This window comes from Kribbella pratensis (assembly GCF_004366075.1).
GTDB classification, from domain to species: domain Bacteria; phylum Actinomycetota; class Actinomycetes; order Propionibacteriales; family Kribbellaceae; genus Kribbella; species Kribbella pratensis.
In genome coordinates, this window is sequence record NZ_SODU01000003.1 from 108997 (window position 1) to 124032 (window position 15036).

Annotated in this window: 13 protein-coding genes; 2 read left to right on the plus strand and 11 right to left on the minus strand. The window is 69.4% G+C overall.

What is annotated here, in order from left to right:
- Window positions 1-3: 3 nt before the first annotated feature.
- The 7 genes from EV137_RS24560 to EV137_RS24590 all read right to left on the minus strand — a co-directional run bounded on the left by EV137_RS24560 (window position 4) and on the right by EV137_RS24590 (window position 8474).
- Window positions 4-1542: a PucR family transcriptional regulator gene (locus tag EV137_RS24560; protein ID WP_202871135.1), complete on the minus strand. Its 1539-nt coding sequence runs from the start codon at window positions 1540-1542 to the stop codon at window positions 4-6.
- Window positions 1539-2609, minus strand: a complete 1071-nt coding sequence (locus tag EV137_RS24565; RefSeq protein ID WP_202871136.1) for a DUF917 domain-containing protein — start codon at window positions 2607-2609, stop codon at window positions 1539-1541. The genes EV137_RS24560 and EV137_RS24565 overlap by 4 nt, the downstream gene beginning before the upstream one ends.
- 169 nt (window positions 2610-2778) lie before the next feature.
- Window positions 2779-3888: an S-methyl thiohydantoin desulfurase family protein gene (locus EV137_RS24570; protein ID WP_134130983.1), complete on the minus strand. Its 1110-nt coding sequence runs from the start codon at window positions 3886-3888 to the stop codon at window positions 2779-2781.
- Window positions 3885-4952, minus strand: coding sequence for an S-methyl thiohydantoin desulfurase family protein (locus EV137_RS24575; RefSeq protein ID WP_134130984.1), 1068 nt, complete (start codon window positions 4950-4952; stop codon window positions 3885-3887). The genes EV137_RS24570 and EV137_RS24575 overlap by 4 nt, the downstream gene beginning before the upstream one ends.
- A 109-nt stretch (window positions 4953-5061) precedes the next feature.
- On the minus strand, window positions 5062-6633 hold the full coding sequence (locus EV137_RS24580) for a hydantoinase/oxoprolinase N-terminal domain-containing protein (protein WP_134007334.1): 1572 nt from the start codon (window positions 6631-6633) through the stop codon (window positions 5062-5064).
- Between the two features lie 24 nt (window positions 6634-6657).
- Window positions 6658-8004 carry a purine-cytosine permease family protein gene (locus EV137_RS24585; RefSeq protein ID WP_134130985.1) on the minus strand — a complete coding sequence of 449 codons (1347 nt, stop codon included), beginning with the start codon at window positions 8002-8004 and terminating at the stop codon, window positions 6658-6660.
- A 173-nt stretch (window positions 8005-8177) separates the two neighbouring features.
- Window positions 8178-8474 (minus strand): DUF2218 domain-containing protein, encoded by a 297-nt coding sequence (locus tag EV137_RS24590; RefSeq protein WP_134130986.1) that lies wholly within the window; start codon window positions 8472-8474, stop codon window positions 8178-8180.
- 65 nt (window positions 8475-8539) lie between these two features.
- Here EV137_RS24590 and EV137_RS24595 point away from each other — a divergent pair, with 65 nt between their 5' ends.
- Window positions 8540-9085, plus strand: a complete 546-nt coding sequence (locus EV137_RS24595) for a TetR/AcrR family transcriptional regulator (RefSeq protein ID WP_134130987.1) — start codon at window positions 8540-8542, stop codon at window positions 9083-9085.
- Here the strand turns inward: EV137_RS24595 and EV137_RS24600 are convergent.
- From EV137_RS24600 to EV137_RS24615, 4 genes are all read right to left on the minus strand, one after another.
- Window positions 9062-11173 (minus strand): heavy metal translocating P-type ATPase, encoded by a 2112-nt coding sequence (locus EV137_RS24600; RefSeq protein ID WP_202871137.1) that lies wholly within the window; start codon window positions 11171-11173, stop codon window positions 9062-9064. The two genes, EV137_RS24595 and EV137_RS24600, sit on opposite strands and share 24 nt — an antisense overlap.
- An 89-nt stretch (window positions 11174-11262) precedes the next feature.
- Window positions 11263-12843, minus strand: coding sequence for an ABC-F family ATP-binding cassette domain-containing protein (locus tag EV137_RS24605; protein ID WP_134130988.1), 1581 nt, complete (start codon window positions 12841-12843; stop codon window positions 11263-11265).
- A gap of 149 nt (window positions 12844-12992) precedes the next feature.
- Window positions 12993-13202, minus strand: coding sequence for a DUF6343 family protein (locus tag EV137_RS24610; RefSeq protein ID WP_134007324.1), 210 nt, complete (start codon window positions 13200-13202; stop codon window positions 12993-12995).
- A 155-nt stretch (window positions 13203-13357) separates the two neighbouring features.
- Window positions 13358-14029, minus strand: a complete 672-nt coding sequence (locus tag EV137_RS24615) for a FadR/GntR family transcriptional regulator (protein WP_134007322.1) — start codon at window positions 14027-14029, stop codon at window positions 13358-13360.
- 182 nt (window positions 14030-14211) lie between these two features.
- On the opposite strand from EV137_RS24615, the gene EV137_RS24620 reads away from it, so the two are divergent.
- Window positions 14212-14619 carry a DUF3052 domain-containing protein gene (locus tag EV137_RS24620; RefSeq protein WP_134007320.1) on the plus strand — a complete coding sequence of 136 codons (408 nt, stop codon included), beginning with the start codon at window positions 14212-14214 and terminating at the stop codon, window positions 14617-14619.
- The last annotated feature ends 417 nt before the right edge of the window (window positions 14620-15036 follow it).

The window sequence follows — 15036 nt, forward strand, 5'->3', positions numbered from 1 at the left end:
GGACTATTCCGTGGGTGATGTGCGGGAGGCAAGGTGTAGGGCGAGGCGCTCGTCCGGGTTGGTGAGGTCGACGCCCAACAGGTGCTGGATCTTGCTGATGCGGGCAGCGGCGGTGTTGCGGTGGATGCCTAGTACTGCGGCTGTTTCGGCCAGGGACGACTCGGTATCCAGGTAGACGGCCAGCGTGGTGACCAAGTCACCAGGCTGGTCCTTGATCGGAGCCAGCAGTGCCTGCGCAGCCGGCTGGAACGTGTCTGTCCGGGTCCAGGCCAGGAGAAGTTGCGCCAGGCCCAGACGGTCAACGTGGAGGAATCGCCCCGTTTCGGCGCGTCCGCGCGCCAGACCGGCCGCATCGCCCGCCTCGGCCAGCGTCGTGGCGATTCCACTCGGCCCCGGTTGCACTCGCCCGACTCCGACGTACGCGTCCACTGTCTGCACCAGTCGGCGGTGCACGCGGCGGATCACGGCGGCCTGCTGCTGCACCTCGGTCGCGGTCGGTTCGCGGACGGCGGTGACCCACGCGGACCAGCCGTCGCCCTGCTCCACCACCACCGCCCGCAAGCCCTCGGCGTCGAACGCCTCCACGACATCGGTACGTCGACCAGCAACGTCCACTTGTCCCTCGGCGCCGATCCGGATGCCCGTATGCCAGCCGTCGAGTTGCCATCCGAGATCCACTGCGCGCCGGCGCGTCGCCTCGGACGGTTCGCCGTGCAGGAGTTCGCCGAGCAACGACGTACGTTGACGGGCGTCCCGCTCGAGCTCCAGCCGGCGCAACGCCAATCGCTCCCCCACCGCCGGTGCCACCACGCTGAGCACATCAGGTACGGCGGCAACCTCAGCCGGCACCACTCGAGGCAGCCGCGCCACCAGCCAGCACACTGGCCCGACACCGACCACAGCAACCGCGATCAGCACCGCACCACTTGGCAGATCAACCCGGTACGGCGCCGCCCACGCCACTGGTACGCGCGGCAACGCACCCACCAACGCCGTACGCTCATCAGCCTCCAACGGCTCACCGGCCAACGTGCCGCCGTCAGTACCGGCCAACGTGACAGGGCGTTCCAGGACGTCGGACGTTGTCCGCAGTACCGAGGTGAGGTCATCACTCGCGCGCCGCAACGCTGCGACGGCCCGCAGTACCAGCTCCGACCGCACCACCTCTGGCTCGGCTGTCACGCGTCGCAGGTACTCATGTGCTGCCAGCGGGTCCGAGCATCCCAGCACCGGCAGCTGCAACCGCTCTGCGAGCAACTGAGCGCCACGGCCCAACGGCTCCACACCAGCGAGCAGCAACGCGCCTGCTCCGGCAGCCGATGCCCTACTGATCAGAGCGTCGATCCGCCAGTCGGTGTGGTCATCCGCCAGCAGTACGACGAGCAACTGCCCGTCGAGCGACTCCGGGTGGGATGACACCTCCAACGACACCCGTGATCCCGTGAGCCGAGGACCATCGTCGACCGCGGCGCTGAGCACCACCACGTCGCTCCAGCCGGGTGAGCTGAGCATGGCCGCCAACGATGGCGCCAGGTCCCTCATGACGCTTCCAGCAGCTGCGGGGCGCAGGCCAGGCCGAAAGCTTGTGGGCCGACATGGGTAATGCGGTCGGCGCGACGCCACCAGGCGGGACCGGGGAGGGCGAGGACCAGGATCTCGTCGCCGCTGCGGATGGCGTCCACGGCGATAGGCTGGAGGGTACGGCGGTCCAGGACGCAGAGCAGGTCCGGTGTGGTGGCCACGGGCGTGCCGTCGACCAGTGCGAGCAGGTACTCGTTCTCGGTCTCGATCCGGATGACTGCGCGGCTGCCGGCGTCGACAACGCAGACACTGCCGCGACCGAACGCTGCGCCGCCGTCTCCGATGAGGTGGCGGGCGACCTCCTCGACGCGACCGGTACCCAGCAATCGTCCGCCCAGGTCCTCGGCGACAACAGCCGGTGTGGCGCCGGGCTCGAGGGCGGCGTGGGCTCGGCCGAGGGCCAGCGCCCGGGTCAGGCTGCCCTGCACTGCGTCCGCCGCCGCAGCCTCCACCGGAGTAGGCGCGAGTGCCAGCACCGCCCACCCGCCGGTGTGCGCGACGAAGCTGCGCACTGCTCGTTCGAGACCCGCTGCGTCGACGTTGTCCACGACGATCACCTGACCGCTCGGTTCGCTCAGCGCACAAGGCGTCAGCGAGCGGCCGGCTACAGCCCACGAGAACTGGTCGAGCCGCGGCAGGGCCCGTCCCATCAGGTCCGCGTCGACTACCGGGAGGCCCAGATCGAGCGCGGCGATCAACGGTGTCAGCCCGTTGAGCCCGTCGGCCTCAAGCGACATCAGCCCGGTGACCTCGGTACCCGTCCAGCGGCTGACCGCCCGTACCGCCGCGTCGAACTCACCACCACCCGGGAGCTTCTCCATCAGCACACTGGTCGCTCCGACCACGCCGATCGGACTCACCGACACACCAGCCACGTCTGCGGCGTCCCGCAGTACCAACTCCCCCGCACCGAGCCGGCGACGCAGCATCCGGCCGAAAGCACCCGTGTCCCCGCCACCACCGGAGCCCAGCAGCGTAACCCCGACAACCAGCGCCCCCAGGTCCTGCTCCCGGATGACCGTACCCATAGGGGGATCCTGCCACCGCGGACCTGCAGCACTCAGTAAACGCGCCAAATCGGCAAGGTCGACCGCGTGTTGAGCGTGGCGGTCGCGCGAGAAGGGCGGTTGGTGAGTGCTGGGCGTCCGGGTGGAACCTCAGCCCGCCGTGGAGGGGTCAGCGCGGCGGGCCGAGGGCCTATTGGACGAGCGCCTCGGTACGGCGCTCGACGGGGGTGAACTCGACGTTCAATCCGAAGCAGGACGGGCCGAAGACGGCAAGCGCCTCGGGTGTTCGCATCAGGTCGGGTGTGGAGATGCCCACCACGGTCACGCGCTGGCCGTAGCGCAGGCCTTCCGTGGTGATCGGCTCCGCGGTGTCCGCCTCCAGTACGCAGATCAGGTCCGGCACGGTGCACACCACCTCTCCGTCGACCTCCGCGACCAGGTTCTCGTTCTGGAAGCGCAGCTCGAGCTGTGACGTCCCGTCGTACCCGGTGAAGCGTGCCCGTCCACGCGCGAAGCCCTCGAGGGTACGGCGTTCCACGTCGACGACCTTCCCGCGGAACAGCACCCGCAGGTGGTTGTAGAGCGTCGGAGCCAGCGCCGCCCGCACAGCCTCGATCGGGTCCTCGTGCGCCGCCCGCGCCTCCCGGACAGCGCGCCCGATCGACAAACCGAGTGAGAGCGTCCGCGGTACGGCGGTCCGCTTCACCTCCGCGCCCGTCATCGAGTACTCCGCGATGTGCGCAACCCCGCCGAGCCGGATGGTGATCCCCCGCGCCAGCCACTCCATCTGCTTGTTGTCCGCGCCGGTGTCGATCACCACGGTCTCATCGTGTTCCCCGGCGATCGCCATCGGCGACCCGGGGACGCCGTACACCGAGAACGTCTCCATCTGCAGTTCGGGGAACGCCCGCCCCATCCCGTCCGCGTCGACGACCGGCAGCCCGGTCCGCGCGGCGACGAGCAGCGGGATCATCGAGTTGATGCCGCCGCACTCGATCGGCATCGTCGCGTCGGCGCGCCGGCCGAGGTGCTTCTCGAGGGCGCGCAGGGCGCCGACCGGTTCGCTGCCGCGCGGGATCTTCTCCACGATCACGGTCGGCGCGCCCATCTGCGCGGTCGGGATGACGAACGCGTCGTCGTCCAGCTCGTCCGGATCGAGCACCGTGATCGGGCCGTGCTCACGGATCGCCTGCTCGACGAGCAACCGCCCGATCAGCGGATCACCGCCACCACCTGTCCCGAGGATCGCCGCCCCGCGAGCGAGATCCTTGAGGTGCTCGATCCCGAGTTGCCAGCTCATGCCAGTGCCCGGATCGGGTCGAGGTCGTAGCCGAAGTACCGGGGGCCGACCAGCTCGATGCCTTCCGGAGAGTGCCAGCGTTCGTCGGCCGGTGCGGCGAGCACGCTGACCCGGTGGCCGTAGCGCAGCGCCTCGGTGGTGATCGGCTCGCCCGACTCGGTGTCGAGCACGATGATCAGGTCCGGCGTGGTCGCCACCGCCGCCCCGTCGAGCTCAGCGACCAGGTGCTCGTTCTGGAACCGCAGCACCAGCAGCCGGCCGTGTGAGGCATCCAGTCCATCGACCGCCGCGTCACCGCGCGCGAAGCCGGTTGCCGTACGGCGTTGCACGTCGACGACCTTGCCCACGTGCAGCAGTCGACCGCCCAACTCGTCCACGACGGCCGCGACCGGATCGGTGTGCGAACGCTGGGCCTGCTCGATGGCGCGGCCGATCGTGACGCACTTGCTGAGGGTCCCGGCGACGAACGAGCCGCGGGCCTCCGCGCCGGTCATCGCGTACAGCGAGACGATCGCCGAGCACCCCATGTCGATGGTCGCCGAGCGCGCCAGCCGTTCGGCCCATTCGTTGGTGACCGTGTCGAAGACGCCGCGGTTGCCCTTCTCGTCGACGATCGACATCGGCGTCGCCTCGATGCCGGCGAGCGTCGGCAGCACCATCTGGAGTTCGGGGAACGCGCGGCCCATGCCGTCGCCGTCCACCAGCGGCAGTCCGAGTTGCGCGGCGGCGATCACCGGGACGGTCGAGTTGACCCCGCCGGCCTCGATACAGGCCAAGTGGCTCGGCGTCTTCCCGACATACTTCGCGAGCGTCTGCACCGCGACCGAGATCTGGTCGGCGGACGGCAACTTCTCCACCATCACGGTCGGCGCGCCCATCATCGCCACCGGGAGTACGGACGCGTCGTCCGGAAGGTCGCCGACGGCAACGATCTCGACCGGCCCGTGCTCGCGCAACGCCTGCTCGGCCAGCAGCCGCCCGATGTGCGGATCCCCGCCACCCCCGGTGCCCAGCACGGCGGCACCGCGGGCGAGGGCACCCAGATCTTCAGCACGCAGCTTCATCGCAACCACTCCACCCCGGACGTCAGGCCCATCACAATTGCCGACTCCGCCGCCCGTCCCGCGTGGCCGGTCGCTCGCGCCGCATTTGTGATGGCGTGGCGGTCCGCGCTCACGACGCAGCCCCCAGCCGGAGGTCGCCGACTGCCTTGCAGCGGATCCGAGTCGCGTTGCCGGGGAGGTACGGGATCGGGACCTCGTCGAAGTCCACGATCCGCACGGCCGCCGGATCGGCGCCGGCGGCGATCGCGCGGTCGACGGCCTCCTGCCGCGCCTCGTCCACCACCGCGTCCCGGCGGCCCGGGTCGATCGCGTACACCCGGTCGACCTCGCCGCCGACCTGCGCGATCGCGGCACCGATCGCGTTCGCGACCGCGAAGTGGTCCGGGCGATGGACGGCGAGACTGCCGGGGAGATCGTCCGGAAGCAGGATCGACCCGCCGCCGACCGCCACCACCGGCAGCGGGTCCGGCGACGTACGCATCCGCTCCACGGCGTCGGCGATGTCCGCCGCGACCCTGGCGAGTGCGGCCTTCACCAGTGTCGGATCGAGACCGGCGACTGCGGCCGGGTCCCCGACCTCGGCCCGTCCCGCGGCGACCGCGATGTCCGTCGCGGTGAGCGTTTTACCGCCGAAGACCAGTGCCTCCGAGGTCAGCCGGTAGCCGACCGAGCGCGGGCCGACGCTCACCTGGTCGTTGCCCTCGGCCACCAGACTGCCACCGCCGATCCCGATGCTGAGTACGTCGGGCATCCGGAAGTTGGTCCGCACCCCGGCGACGTCGACCTCGGTCGTCGCCTCCCGCGGGAAGCCGTGGGTGAGTACGCCGACATCGCTCGTCGTACCGCCGACGTCGACGACCGCGCACGTGTCGAGGCCGGACAGCAGCGCCGCGCCGCGCATCGAGTTGGTCGGGCCGGACGCGAACGTGGCGACCGGGTACCGGCGGGCGAAGTCGACGTCCATCAGGGTGCCGTCGTTCTGGCTCAGGTACAGCGGTGCGGAGATCCCGTGACCGGCGACCGCGCCGGACAGTCCGTCGACGATGCTCGCCGCCAGCTCACGGAGCGCGGCGTTGATGATGGTCGCGTTCTCCCGCTCCAGCAGGCCGATCCGGCCGATCTCGTGCGACATCGAGATCGCCACGTCGTCGCCGAGCTCGGCCCGGAGGATCTCGGCCGCGCGCAGCTCGAACTCGTTGCTCACCGGCGAGAACACCGACGAGATCGCCACCGACCGGACGCCGTGCGCCACCATGTCCGCGGCGTGCCGACGCAGCTCGTCCGGGTCCAGTTCGGCGATGTGCCGGCCGTCGAACTCGTGACCGCCGTGCGCCAGGTAGCTGCGGCCGCTGATCGCCTCGACCAGCCGCTCGGGCCAGTCGACGAGCGGCGGCAGGGACGCGGTGGCGGGCAGTCCGAGCCGCAGCGCCGCGGTCGGTGCCAGCCGCCGCGCCTCGACGAGCGCGTTGATGAAGTGCGTGGTGCCGATCATCACGGCCTGCACCTGCGCCGGGTCGAAGGATCGCTCCGCCTGCAGCCGGTCCAGGGTGTCGATGATGCCGGCCGTCACGTCCGCGCTGGTCGCCGACTTGTTCGCCGCCAGCACCCGAACATCGCCGCCGGTGCCGTCCAGCAGCACGGCGTCGGTGTTCGTGCCACCGACATCGATGCCGATACGCATTCCAGATCCTCCCGTTGGTGACACTCAGTTGGTCGCGGGTACGGCGGTGGCCGGGGCCGGCTCGCTGTCCATCGTGCGGCTCGTTCCGAGACCGCGGATCAGTCCGAGCTTGCCTGCCACGACGTACGCGAGGAAGCCGACGACGAGCGAGTTGATGCTCGGCAGGCCCCACGCGACGTACTTGCCGATCAGCGCGGCGCCGATCCAGATCACGATCGTGGCCGGTACCCAGGTCGGCGCGGTCGCGGGCAGCGTGCCGGTCGCGCGGGAAGCCTCGAGGTCGGGGCGCCAGCGCTTCACCACGAAGTACTCCGCGACCATGATCCCGGCGATCGGCGGGAACGCGACGCCGAGCACGATCAGGAAGTCGGTGAACTTGTCCAGGATCCCGCCCGCGGCGAGCACACTGCCGAGGACACCGACCACGAGCGTGACGGCGGCCCGGTTGACGTGCCGGCCGAAGACGGTGCCGATGAAGTTCACCACGCCGAGGCCGGAGCTGTAGAGGTTCCAGTCGTTGATCTTGATCGTGCCCAGGATGATCACCAGCGTGCCGACCCAGCCGACCGACGAGGTGACGATGGTGACCACGTCCGCCGAGCCGATCGCGTGCGCCAGCAGTACGCCGACCAGACCGATCACGTACTCGCCGAGGGTGATGCCGAGCACGGTCTGCTTCACCACGTCGCCGACCGTCCGGTTGAAGCGGGTCATGTCCGGGGTGATCACCGCGCCGACGATGAATCCACCGGCGACCAGCGTCGTACCCTCCAGCAGACTCAGGTGCGGACCGGCCGGTGCGGCGTTGACCAGCGAGCCGAAGCTGTGGTCGGACAGCTCGCTGATGATCGACCAGCCGACCAGGAGCAGGAAGGCCGGGACGGTCACGTAGGCGACCCAGGCCATCGAGTGGAAGCCGCGCAGGACGACGAGCGTGACGGCGAGACCGAAGACGAGCGACCAGCCCCAGGTCGGCAGGACGCCGACCAGCTGGCTCAGCCCGGCCGCGGACACCGCCGACTGGATCCCGAACCAGCCGATCAGGCTGATCCCGATCGCCAGCCCGATCAGCGACGAGCCGGCCTGGCCGAACCCGGTCCAGCGCGCGATCACCGAGGTCTGCAGGCCCTCGCGGGCGCCGATCACGCCGATCAGGATCGCCACCAGTTCGAGGACCACCGCGCCCAGCGTGAGCGCCCAGAACGCGGACCAGAAACTCATCCCGAACCCGAGCGTCGCGCCGAGCAGGAACTGACTGAGCGCCGAGATCTGCCCGAAGCGCTGGGTCGCGACCGACCACCACGAGTACCGTGCGTGGTCAGGGACCCTGGCGAGCGCGTAGTCGTCCGCACCAACAGATGTACCGGCCATGGAAACCTCCAGCCCTGGGATTTCACTGACCGTACGTCGGTTGCAGACGCCCCTCACCGTGGAATCTGCACACCCGGTGGGTCCTGACTGTGCAACCGGCCCACCTCGCCGCCCTTGTCGCGATGGCTGGTCGCGTGCTGCGGTTGCTCGGCGCACCCACAGTAGTTGGTCGTTCAGGCAGGCTGCCAGACGACCTGCAACCCGTCGCGTCTGGCGATCTGCTCGACCCGGTGCGCCACCCGGGCACTCTGCTGCTCGAGCTCGGCCGCGTCTTCCGCCTCGAGCCGCAGCACCAACTCCTGAGGCGCGGCACGCACCGACCAGGTCGCCGTACCGAGGTCGACGACCAACTCGTCGGCGGACGTGGACAGCACCGTCAACCCACCCGGGCCGTGCGACATGTGGCTCGTCAGCTGAGCGAGATACCGATCCGCACGCGCCGTACCGAGCCGTGCTTCGAGAGCCGCCACGGCACCCTCCTTTTTCGAGACACTGTGTCTCGATCATAGGCAGACTGTCCCGCTAGAATCCAGCCATGCCGAAGTTGTGGAACGACAGCATCGCCACCCACCGCCAGGCGGTCCGGGAAGCGATCCTCGACGCCACCGCCGCGCTCGTCGCCGAACGCGGACTGACCGGCATCACCATGGCCGAGGTCGCGCACCGCGCCGGTGTCGGGCGGGCGACGCTCTACAAGTACTTTGCCGACGTCGACTCGGTCCTCACCGCCTGGCACCAGCGTCAGGTCGCCGGGCACCTGCAACAGCTCTCCGAGATCTGGGAGCGGACCCATCGCATCGACGACGTGCTGGAGGCGTACGCGTTCATCTGCCACGAGCACCCGCCGGCCGAGGCCGCCTCGTCAGTGCATCGGTCGGAGCACGTCGGTCACGCCCGCGAGCATCTGGTGGAGTTCATCGCGGAGCGGCTGGGTGCGGTGCGCGACGACGTACCGCCGAAGGAGTTGGCGACGTACTGCGTGCACGCTCTCCAAGCAGCAGGCGCCGTACCGTCGAAAGCGGCGGTACGGCGCCTGGTGCAGGTCACGCTGGACGGGCTACGAAGCCAACCGGGTGGGTGAGAGGTCGAGGCGGCGGAGCAGCTGGGCGTTGAGAGCTACGACGATCGTGGAGACCGACATCAGGAGGGCGCCGGCGGCGGGCGAGACGACCACTCCGGCGAAGGCGAGGACTCCGGCGGCCAGCGGGACCGTGATCACGTTGTAGCCGGTGGCCCACACGAGGTTCTGCCACATCTTGCGGTAGCTCGCCTTGGACAGCTCGATGACCGAGAGGACAGCGCGCGGGTCGTCGGCGGCGAGGACGACGCCGGCGGACTCGATCGCGACGTCGGTGCCGGCGCCGATCGCGATCCCGACCTCGGCCCGAGCCAGCGCCGGCGCGTCGTTCACCCCGTCACCGACCATCGCGACCTTCAGCCCACGGGACTGCAACTCCGCGACCTTGGCGTCCTTGTCCTGCGGCAGCACCTCGGCGAAGACCTCGTCGATGCCCAGTTCCTTCGCCACCGCCTCGGCGACCTGGTGCGCGTCACCCGTGATCATCGCGACCTTCACCCCACGCTTGTGCAGCGCGGCGACCGCCTGCCGGGACTCTTCGCGGACCGCGTCCTCGAGCGCGATCGCACCCAGCACCTGCCCGTCCCGAACCACATGCAGCACCGCGGCCCCGCGAGCCTTCCAGTCGGCGACCTCCGCGTCGAGCGCGTCCGGCTCGGCCAGGCCGTTCTCCCGCAGGTACGCCGGTCCGCCGACCGCAACCTCCGAACCGTTCACGACCGCCTGCACGCCGCGACCGGTGAGCGACCGGAAGTCCGTAGCCGCCACCCGCCCGCCACCGACCGGAACCCGGTCGGCATGCGCACGAACGATTGCCTTCGCCAACGGATGCTCGCTGTCGGCCTCGACAGCAGCGGCCAGCTCCAGCAACTCGTCCTCCGACACCGCGTCGGCAGTGGCGACCCCGGTGACAGCCGGCTCGCCCTTCGTCAACGTGCCGGTCTTGTCGAACAGGACCGCGTCGATCGTCCGCATCCGCTCCAGCGCGAGCCGGTTCTTCACGAGTACGCCGGCCCTCGCCGCACGCTCCGTGGAGATCGCGATCACCAGCGGGATGGCCAGCCCGAGGGCATGGGGGCAGGCGATCACCAGGACGGTCACGGTTCGCGTCACGGCCTCGTCGAGCTTGCCGAGGAGCGCCCAGACCACGAACGTGATCAGACCGGCGATCGACGCGAAGTAGAAGAGGAACGCGGCGGCGCGATCCGCGAGCGCCTGCGCACGGGACGACGAGGCCTGTGCCTCAGCCACCAACCGCTGGATGCCGGCCAGTGCCGTGTCGTCGCCGACGGCGGTGATCTCGACCCGCAGAGCGTTGTCCGTGGCAACAGTTCCCGCGACCACGGCGTCACCGACCGCCCGGGACACCGGCCGCGATTCGCCGGTGATCATCGACTCGTCGACCTCGGCCTGCCCCTCGACCACGGTGCCGTCCGCCGGCACCCTTCCACCGGAACGCACCAGGACGACATCACCGGCCTGCAACTCGTGCAACGACACCTGGACGACCCCGTCGTCGGTGACCTTCTCGGCCGAGTCCGGAAGCAGCGCGGCCAACGCGTCGAGCGCACCGGATGCCGCGCCGAGCGCCCGCATCTCCAGCCAGTGCCCGAGCAGCATGATCACGATCAGCAGCGCGAGCTCCCACCAGAAGTCCAGGTCGAACCCGCCGATCCGCAGCGTGGTCACCCACGACGCGACGAACGCGACGGTGATCGCCATCGAGATCAGCAGCATCATCCCCGGGCGACGCGATTTCAGCTCGCTCCAGCCACCGGTCAGGAACGGCTGACCGCCGTACACGAAGATCACCGTGCCGAGCACCGGCGCGATCAACCCCGCTCCGGCGAAGTCCGGCCGCATGTACCCCAGCAGGTCCGCGAACATCTCGCTGAAGAACACCACCGGCACCGCCAGCCCCAGGCTAATCCAGAACCGGTCCTTGAACTGCGCCGCATGATCCCCGTGCCCACCGTGCCCGCTGTGCGCGTCGTGCCCACTGTGCCCGTCATGCCCGCTGTGCGCGTCGTGCCCGCCGTGGTTCATGTGGTCCTCGTGACCACCGCGCTCGTGCCGCTCATGCTCGTCCATGCGTCAGAAGATACCCCTAGGGGGTATCAGAAATCAAGGCACGGAAAAGCCCCGCCACCTGAAGGTGACGGGGCTTACCTCCGAACCGGCTACAGCGGATCGATGTCGGTCAGCGTCTCCGGTGTCAGTTCCACCCACCGGGTGATGCCGATGTCGCGGAGGAACGGCACGTCGTGACTGGCGATCACGAGCGCTCCGTTGTACGACGCCAACGCGTCCTTCAGCTGCGCCACACTGGCGAGGTCGAGGTTGTTCGTCGGCTCGTCCAGCATCAGCAACTGCGGCGGCGGTTCCGCGAGCAGCAGCGCCGCCAACGTCGCCCGGAAGCGTTCGCCGCCGGACAGCGTGCTGACCAGCTGATCCGCCGCCCGCCCACGGAACAGGAACCGGGCCAGCCGCGCCCGCCGCTCCTGGTTCTCCGTACTCGGAGCCAGCAACGCCAGGTTGTCCACGATCGACAGGTCGTCCCGCAGCAGGTCGAGCCGCTGCGGCAGGTACCGGAACGGGACGGCCGGCAACTTCCCCGCCACGATCGACTGCAGCAGCGTGGTCTTCCCGGCGCCGTTCGACCCGGTCAGCGCGATCCGCTCCGGACCCCGGATCTCCAGGTCGACGTGTGCCCCGGTCCGCAGTACGTGATCCTCCAGCCGCAGCACGATGCGGCCGGCGGGTACGGCGGTCTTCGGCAGGTCGACCCGGATCGTGTCGTCGTCGTGGACCTTCTCCTCCGCGTCCGCGAGCGCCTCCTGCGCCGAGTCGAGGCGCTCGGACTGCATCCCGAGATGCTTACCCGCCGACACCTGCGCGGACCGTTTCAGCCCTCCCGCGACGATCTTCGGGATCCCGCCCTGCTCGAAGGCACGCTGCCCCCGGGCCCGGCGCTGATCCATCTTCATCCGCGCCTCGACCAGATCCTTCTTCTGCTTGCGTACGTCGGCCTCGGCCGCCCGCAGCATCCGCTCCGCGGCTTCCTGCTCGACAGCGACCGCCTCCTCATAGGCCGTCAGGTTCCCGCCGTACCAGGTGACCTCGCCCTTGCGCAGGTCCCCGATCTGGTCGACGCGATCCAGCAGCTCCCGGTCGTGGCTGACGATCACCAACGCCCCCCGGAACTGATCCACGGCGTCGTACAGATGCCGCCGCGCCCGCAGGTCGAGGTTGTTGGTCGGCTCGTCGAGGAGCAGTACGTCGGGACGCCGCAGCAGCTCGGCCGCGAGCCCGAGCAGGATCGTCTCGCCGCCGGAGAGCTCGCCGACGCTGCGGTCGAGGTCGATCGCGCCCAGCCCGAGCTTGCCGAGCAGCGCCTCGGCGCGTTCGTCGACGTCCCAGTCGTCGCCGACGATCGCGAAGTTCTCCTCCGAGGCATCGCCCGACTCGATCGCGGTGATCGCCCGCCGGACGGCCTCGATCCCGAGCGCCTGGTCGACCCGCAACGAGGTGTCGAGGGTCAGGTCCTGCGGCAGGTACCCGAGCTCGCCGCTGACCCGGATCGCCCCGCGCTGCGGGGTGAGCCGGCCGGCGATCAGCCGGAGCAGCGTCGACTTGCCCGCGCCATTGCGGCCGACCAGGCCGGAACGGACCGGACCGGCGACGAACGTCAGGCCGTCGAACAGCACCTCGCCGTCAGGCCAGGCGAAGAAGAGGTCGGTACAGGACAGGGAAATGCTCATGAGTGTCGACTCCAACGAGGTCTCAGAACGAGACCGCACACCAGAACGGTGGCGATCAATCGGTTGCGGAGAAAGACCTCAGTTCGACAACTCGAACCCCTGCCGTCGGGAATGTGACTCCCCAAGCTTACGGACCCTGGTTGGGTTGATCAACCATTTTCCGAACGCTTGCGCCAGGCAACGACCACCAGGTCGACGAGCGCGACGACCGCGAACGCCCCGAAGACGATCACCCATCCCGCCGGAAGGTCGTAGACGACGGCCAGTACCGCGGCCGCCACGAACAGCACGACCCCGAAACACGCCAGCACGATGCGCAATGTCAACGCACTACGGGGTGGAGGCGGTTCGAACGCCATACCTCCGTAGTACCCAGCAACCAACGCTCCGACCCACCATCTGGTGGGTCCACCAGCCGCGTCCGGGGTTCTACACCCGCGTTCAGGGTGGATAACCCCCCATTTGCTGGGTCTGCCAGGGAAATTGCTGGGTCTGCCAGGGAAATGGAGGCGGGCTAGGAGGCCTTGCGGAGCCAGGTTTCGACGCCGGCTATGTGGGCGGTCATCCAGGCGCGGGCCGCCTCGGCGTCGCGGATCTCGATGGCGTCCAGGATCGCGGCGTGCTCGGCGAGAGTCCGCTCGACCGCGCCCGCCTGCGTGACACCACGCCAGATCCGGGCCCGCTGGGTCGCGCCGGAGATCCCGTCGAGCAGTGAGCAGACCACCTGGTTCCCGGTCGCCTCGGCGATCGCGCGATGGAACCGCAGGTCGTTCGCGACCAGTTCCTCGACCGAGGCATCCGGTCCCAGGTCACTGGTCAGCAGCCGAAGTTCGGTCACCTGTTCCGGGCTGATCCGCGTCGCGGCCAGCGCCGCCACGCCCGGCTCGAGCAACCGCCGTACCTCGAAGAACTGCAGCACCGAGTCGTCGCGGTGCAGGTCGACCATGAAGTTGAGCGCGTCGAGCAGATGCGCCGAGTCGAGGCTGGTCACGTACGTCCCGTCGCCGTGCCGCACGTCCAGCACATTGACGAGCGTGAGCGCCTTGACCGCCTCGCGCAGCGAGTTCCGCGACAACCCCAGCCGGGCGGCGAGGTCCGCCTCCTTCGGCAACCGGTCCCCCGGCCCGAGCTCCCCCGAGGTGATCATCCCCTTGATCTTGACGATCGCCTCATCCGTCAACGCCATCCCGTCAGTATGCCGCCAGCAGAGCCTAAGAACAGGTAGTAGTCCTCGCCCGACGAACCCCGCCCGCCTGACGCAGCCCACCGCCGGCCCGATTTCACCCACCACCTCCTGTTCTTAGGTACATCAACCCGCGCCGACCGCCCCAGAGCTCCGCACGCCCGAACACCGCCTAACATCCGCGTATGAGCACTCCGGGGTACTCGGGCAAGCCGCTCGCGGCCAAGCTCGGGATCAAGGCGGACCATCTGGTCCTGCTCGACAACGCCCCGGCCGGTTTCGTCGTCGAAGGACTTCCGCCCGGTACGTCGGTAGCGCGCCGGGCCGGACGTACGCCGTACGACGTCGTGCTGATGTTCTGCCCGGACCGGGCCCGGCTCACGAAACGGCTGCCGGTCCTGCTCGCCAGGACCACGACCGCCGGGATGATCTGGACCGCCTGGCCGAAGCGGTCCTCCGGGGTGCCGACCGATCTCGACGAGAACGGGATCCGCGAGCTGGCCCTGCCGCTCGGTGTCGTCGACGTCAAGGTGTGCGCGATCGACGCGACCTGGTCGGGCCTGAAGCTGGTCCGGAGGTTGTCCAGCCGATGAAGGCCAATCATGCCCAGGTGGACTGATTCGGAGCGTGACGTTGACCACACTTCTGCGCGGTCGTGATCGTCACGGGTGGCGAGTGGACAACTGCATACAGTGGGCAGCCACGCTCAGGACGCCGTACCGACCGGCCGTGACGGACCGCCGGAAAGCCACCTCTGCAAGGCGTCCCGCAGCGATGGCCGTTGCTCTCCGCGTCGGCGGGCGGTGAGAGGACGACATGTGGTCTGAAACACCTTGGTGGGCAGTGTTTCAGGGGCCGATCGGTCCGGTCGCCAGAGCCCGACCACTGGACACACTGGTCCGGTGGTCCCGAGCTGTGGAAGTGGTCCCCCTGCTATTAGCCTTTGCTTGGGACACCACCCATAACATCAGCATTGACGAACCGCGGTACCGGACCCGAAATCGGAAGAG

What these genes read in the sequence shown, in the direction of transcription:
- EV137_RS24560 (WP_202871135.1), bottom strand. Translation starts at nt 1,542, where the DNA reads ATGAGGGACCTGGCGCCATCGTTGGCGGCCATGCTCAGCTCACCCGGC.
- EV137_RS24565 (WP_202871136.1), bottom strand. Translation starts at nt 2,609, where the DNA reads ATGGGTACGGTCATCCGGGAGCAGGACCTGGGGGCGCTGGTTGTCGGG.
- EV137_RS24570 (WP_134130983.1), bottom strand. Translation starts at nt 3,888, where the DNA reads ATGAGCTGGCAACTCGGGATCGAGCACCTCAAGGATCTCGCTCGCGGG.
- EV137_RS24575 (WP_134130984.1), bottom strand. Translation starts at nt 4,952, where the DNA reads ATGAAGCTGCGTGCTGAAGATCTGGGTGCCCTCGCCCGCGGTGCCGCC.
- EV137_RS24580 (WP_134007334.1), bottom strand. Translation starts at nt 6,633, where the DNA reads ATGCGTATCGGCATCGATGTCGGTGGCACGAACACCGACGCCGTGCTG.
- EV137_RS24585 (WP_134130985.1), bottom strand. Translation starts at nt 8,004, where the DNA reads ATGGCCGGTACATCTGTTGGTGCGGACGACTACGCGCTCGCCAGGGTC.
- EV137_RS24595 (WP_134130987.1), top strand. Translation starts at nt 8,540, where the DNA reads ATGCCGAAGTTGTGGAACGACAGCATCGCCACCCACCGCCAGGCGGTC.
- EV137_RS24600 (WP_202871137.1), bottom strand. Translation starts at nt 11,173, where the DNA reads ATGGACGAGCATGAGCGGCACGAGCGCGGTGGTCACGAGGACCACATG.
- EV137_RS24605 (WP_134130988.1), bottom strand. Translation starts at nt 12,843, where the DNA reads ATGAGCATTTCCCTGTCCTGTACCGACCTCTTCTTCGCCTGGCCTGAC.
- EV137_RS24610 (WP_134007324.1), bottom strand. Translation starts at nt 13,202, where the DNA reads ATGGCGTTCGAACCGCCTCCACCCCGTAGTGCGTTGACATTGCGCATC.
- EV137_RS24615 (WP_134007322.1), bottom strand. Translation starts at nt 14,029, where the DNA reads ATGGCGTTGACGGATGAGGCGATCGTCAAGATCAAGGGGATGATCACC.
- EV137_RS24620 (WP_134007320.1), top strand. Translation starts at nt 14,212, where the DNA reads ATGAGCACTCCGGGGTACTCGGGCAAGCCGCTCGCGGCCAAGCTCGGG.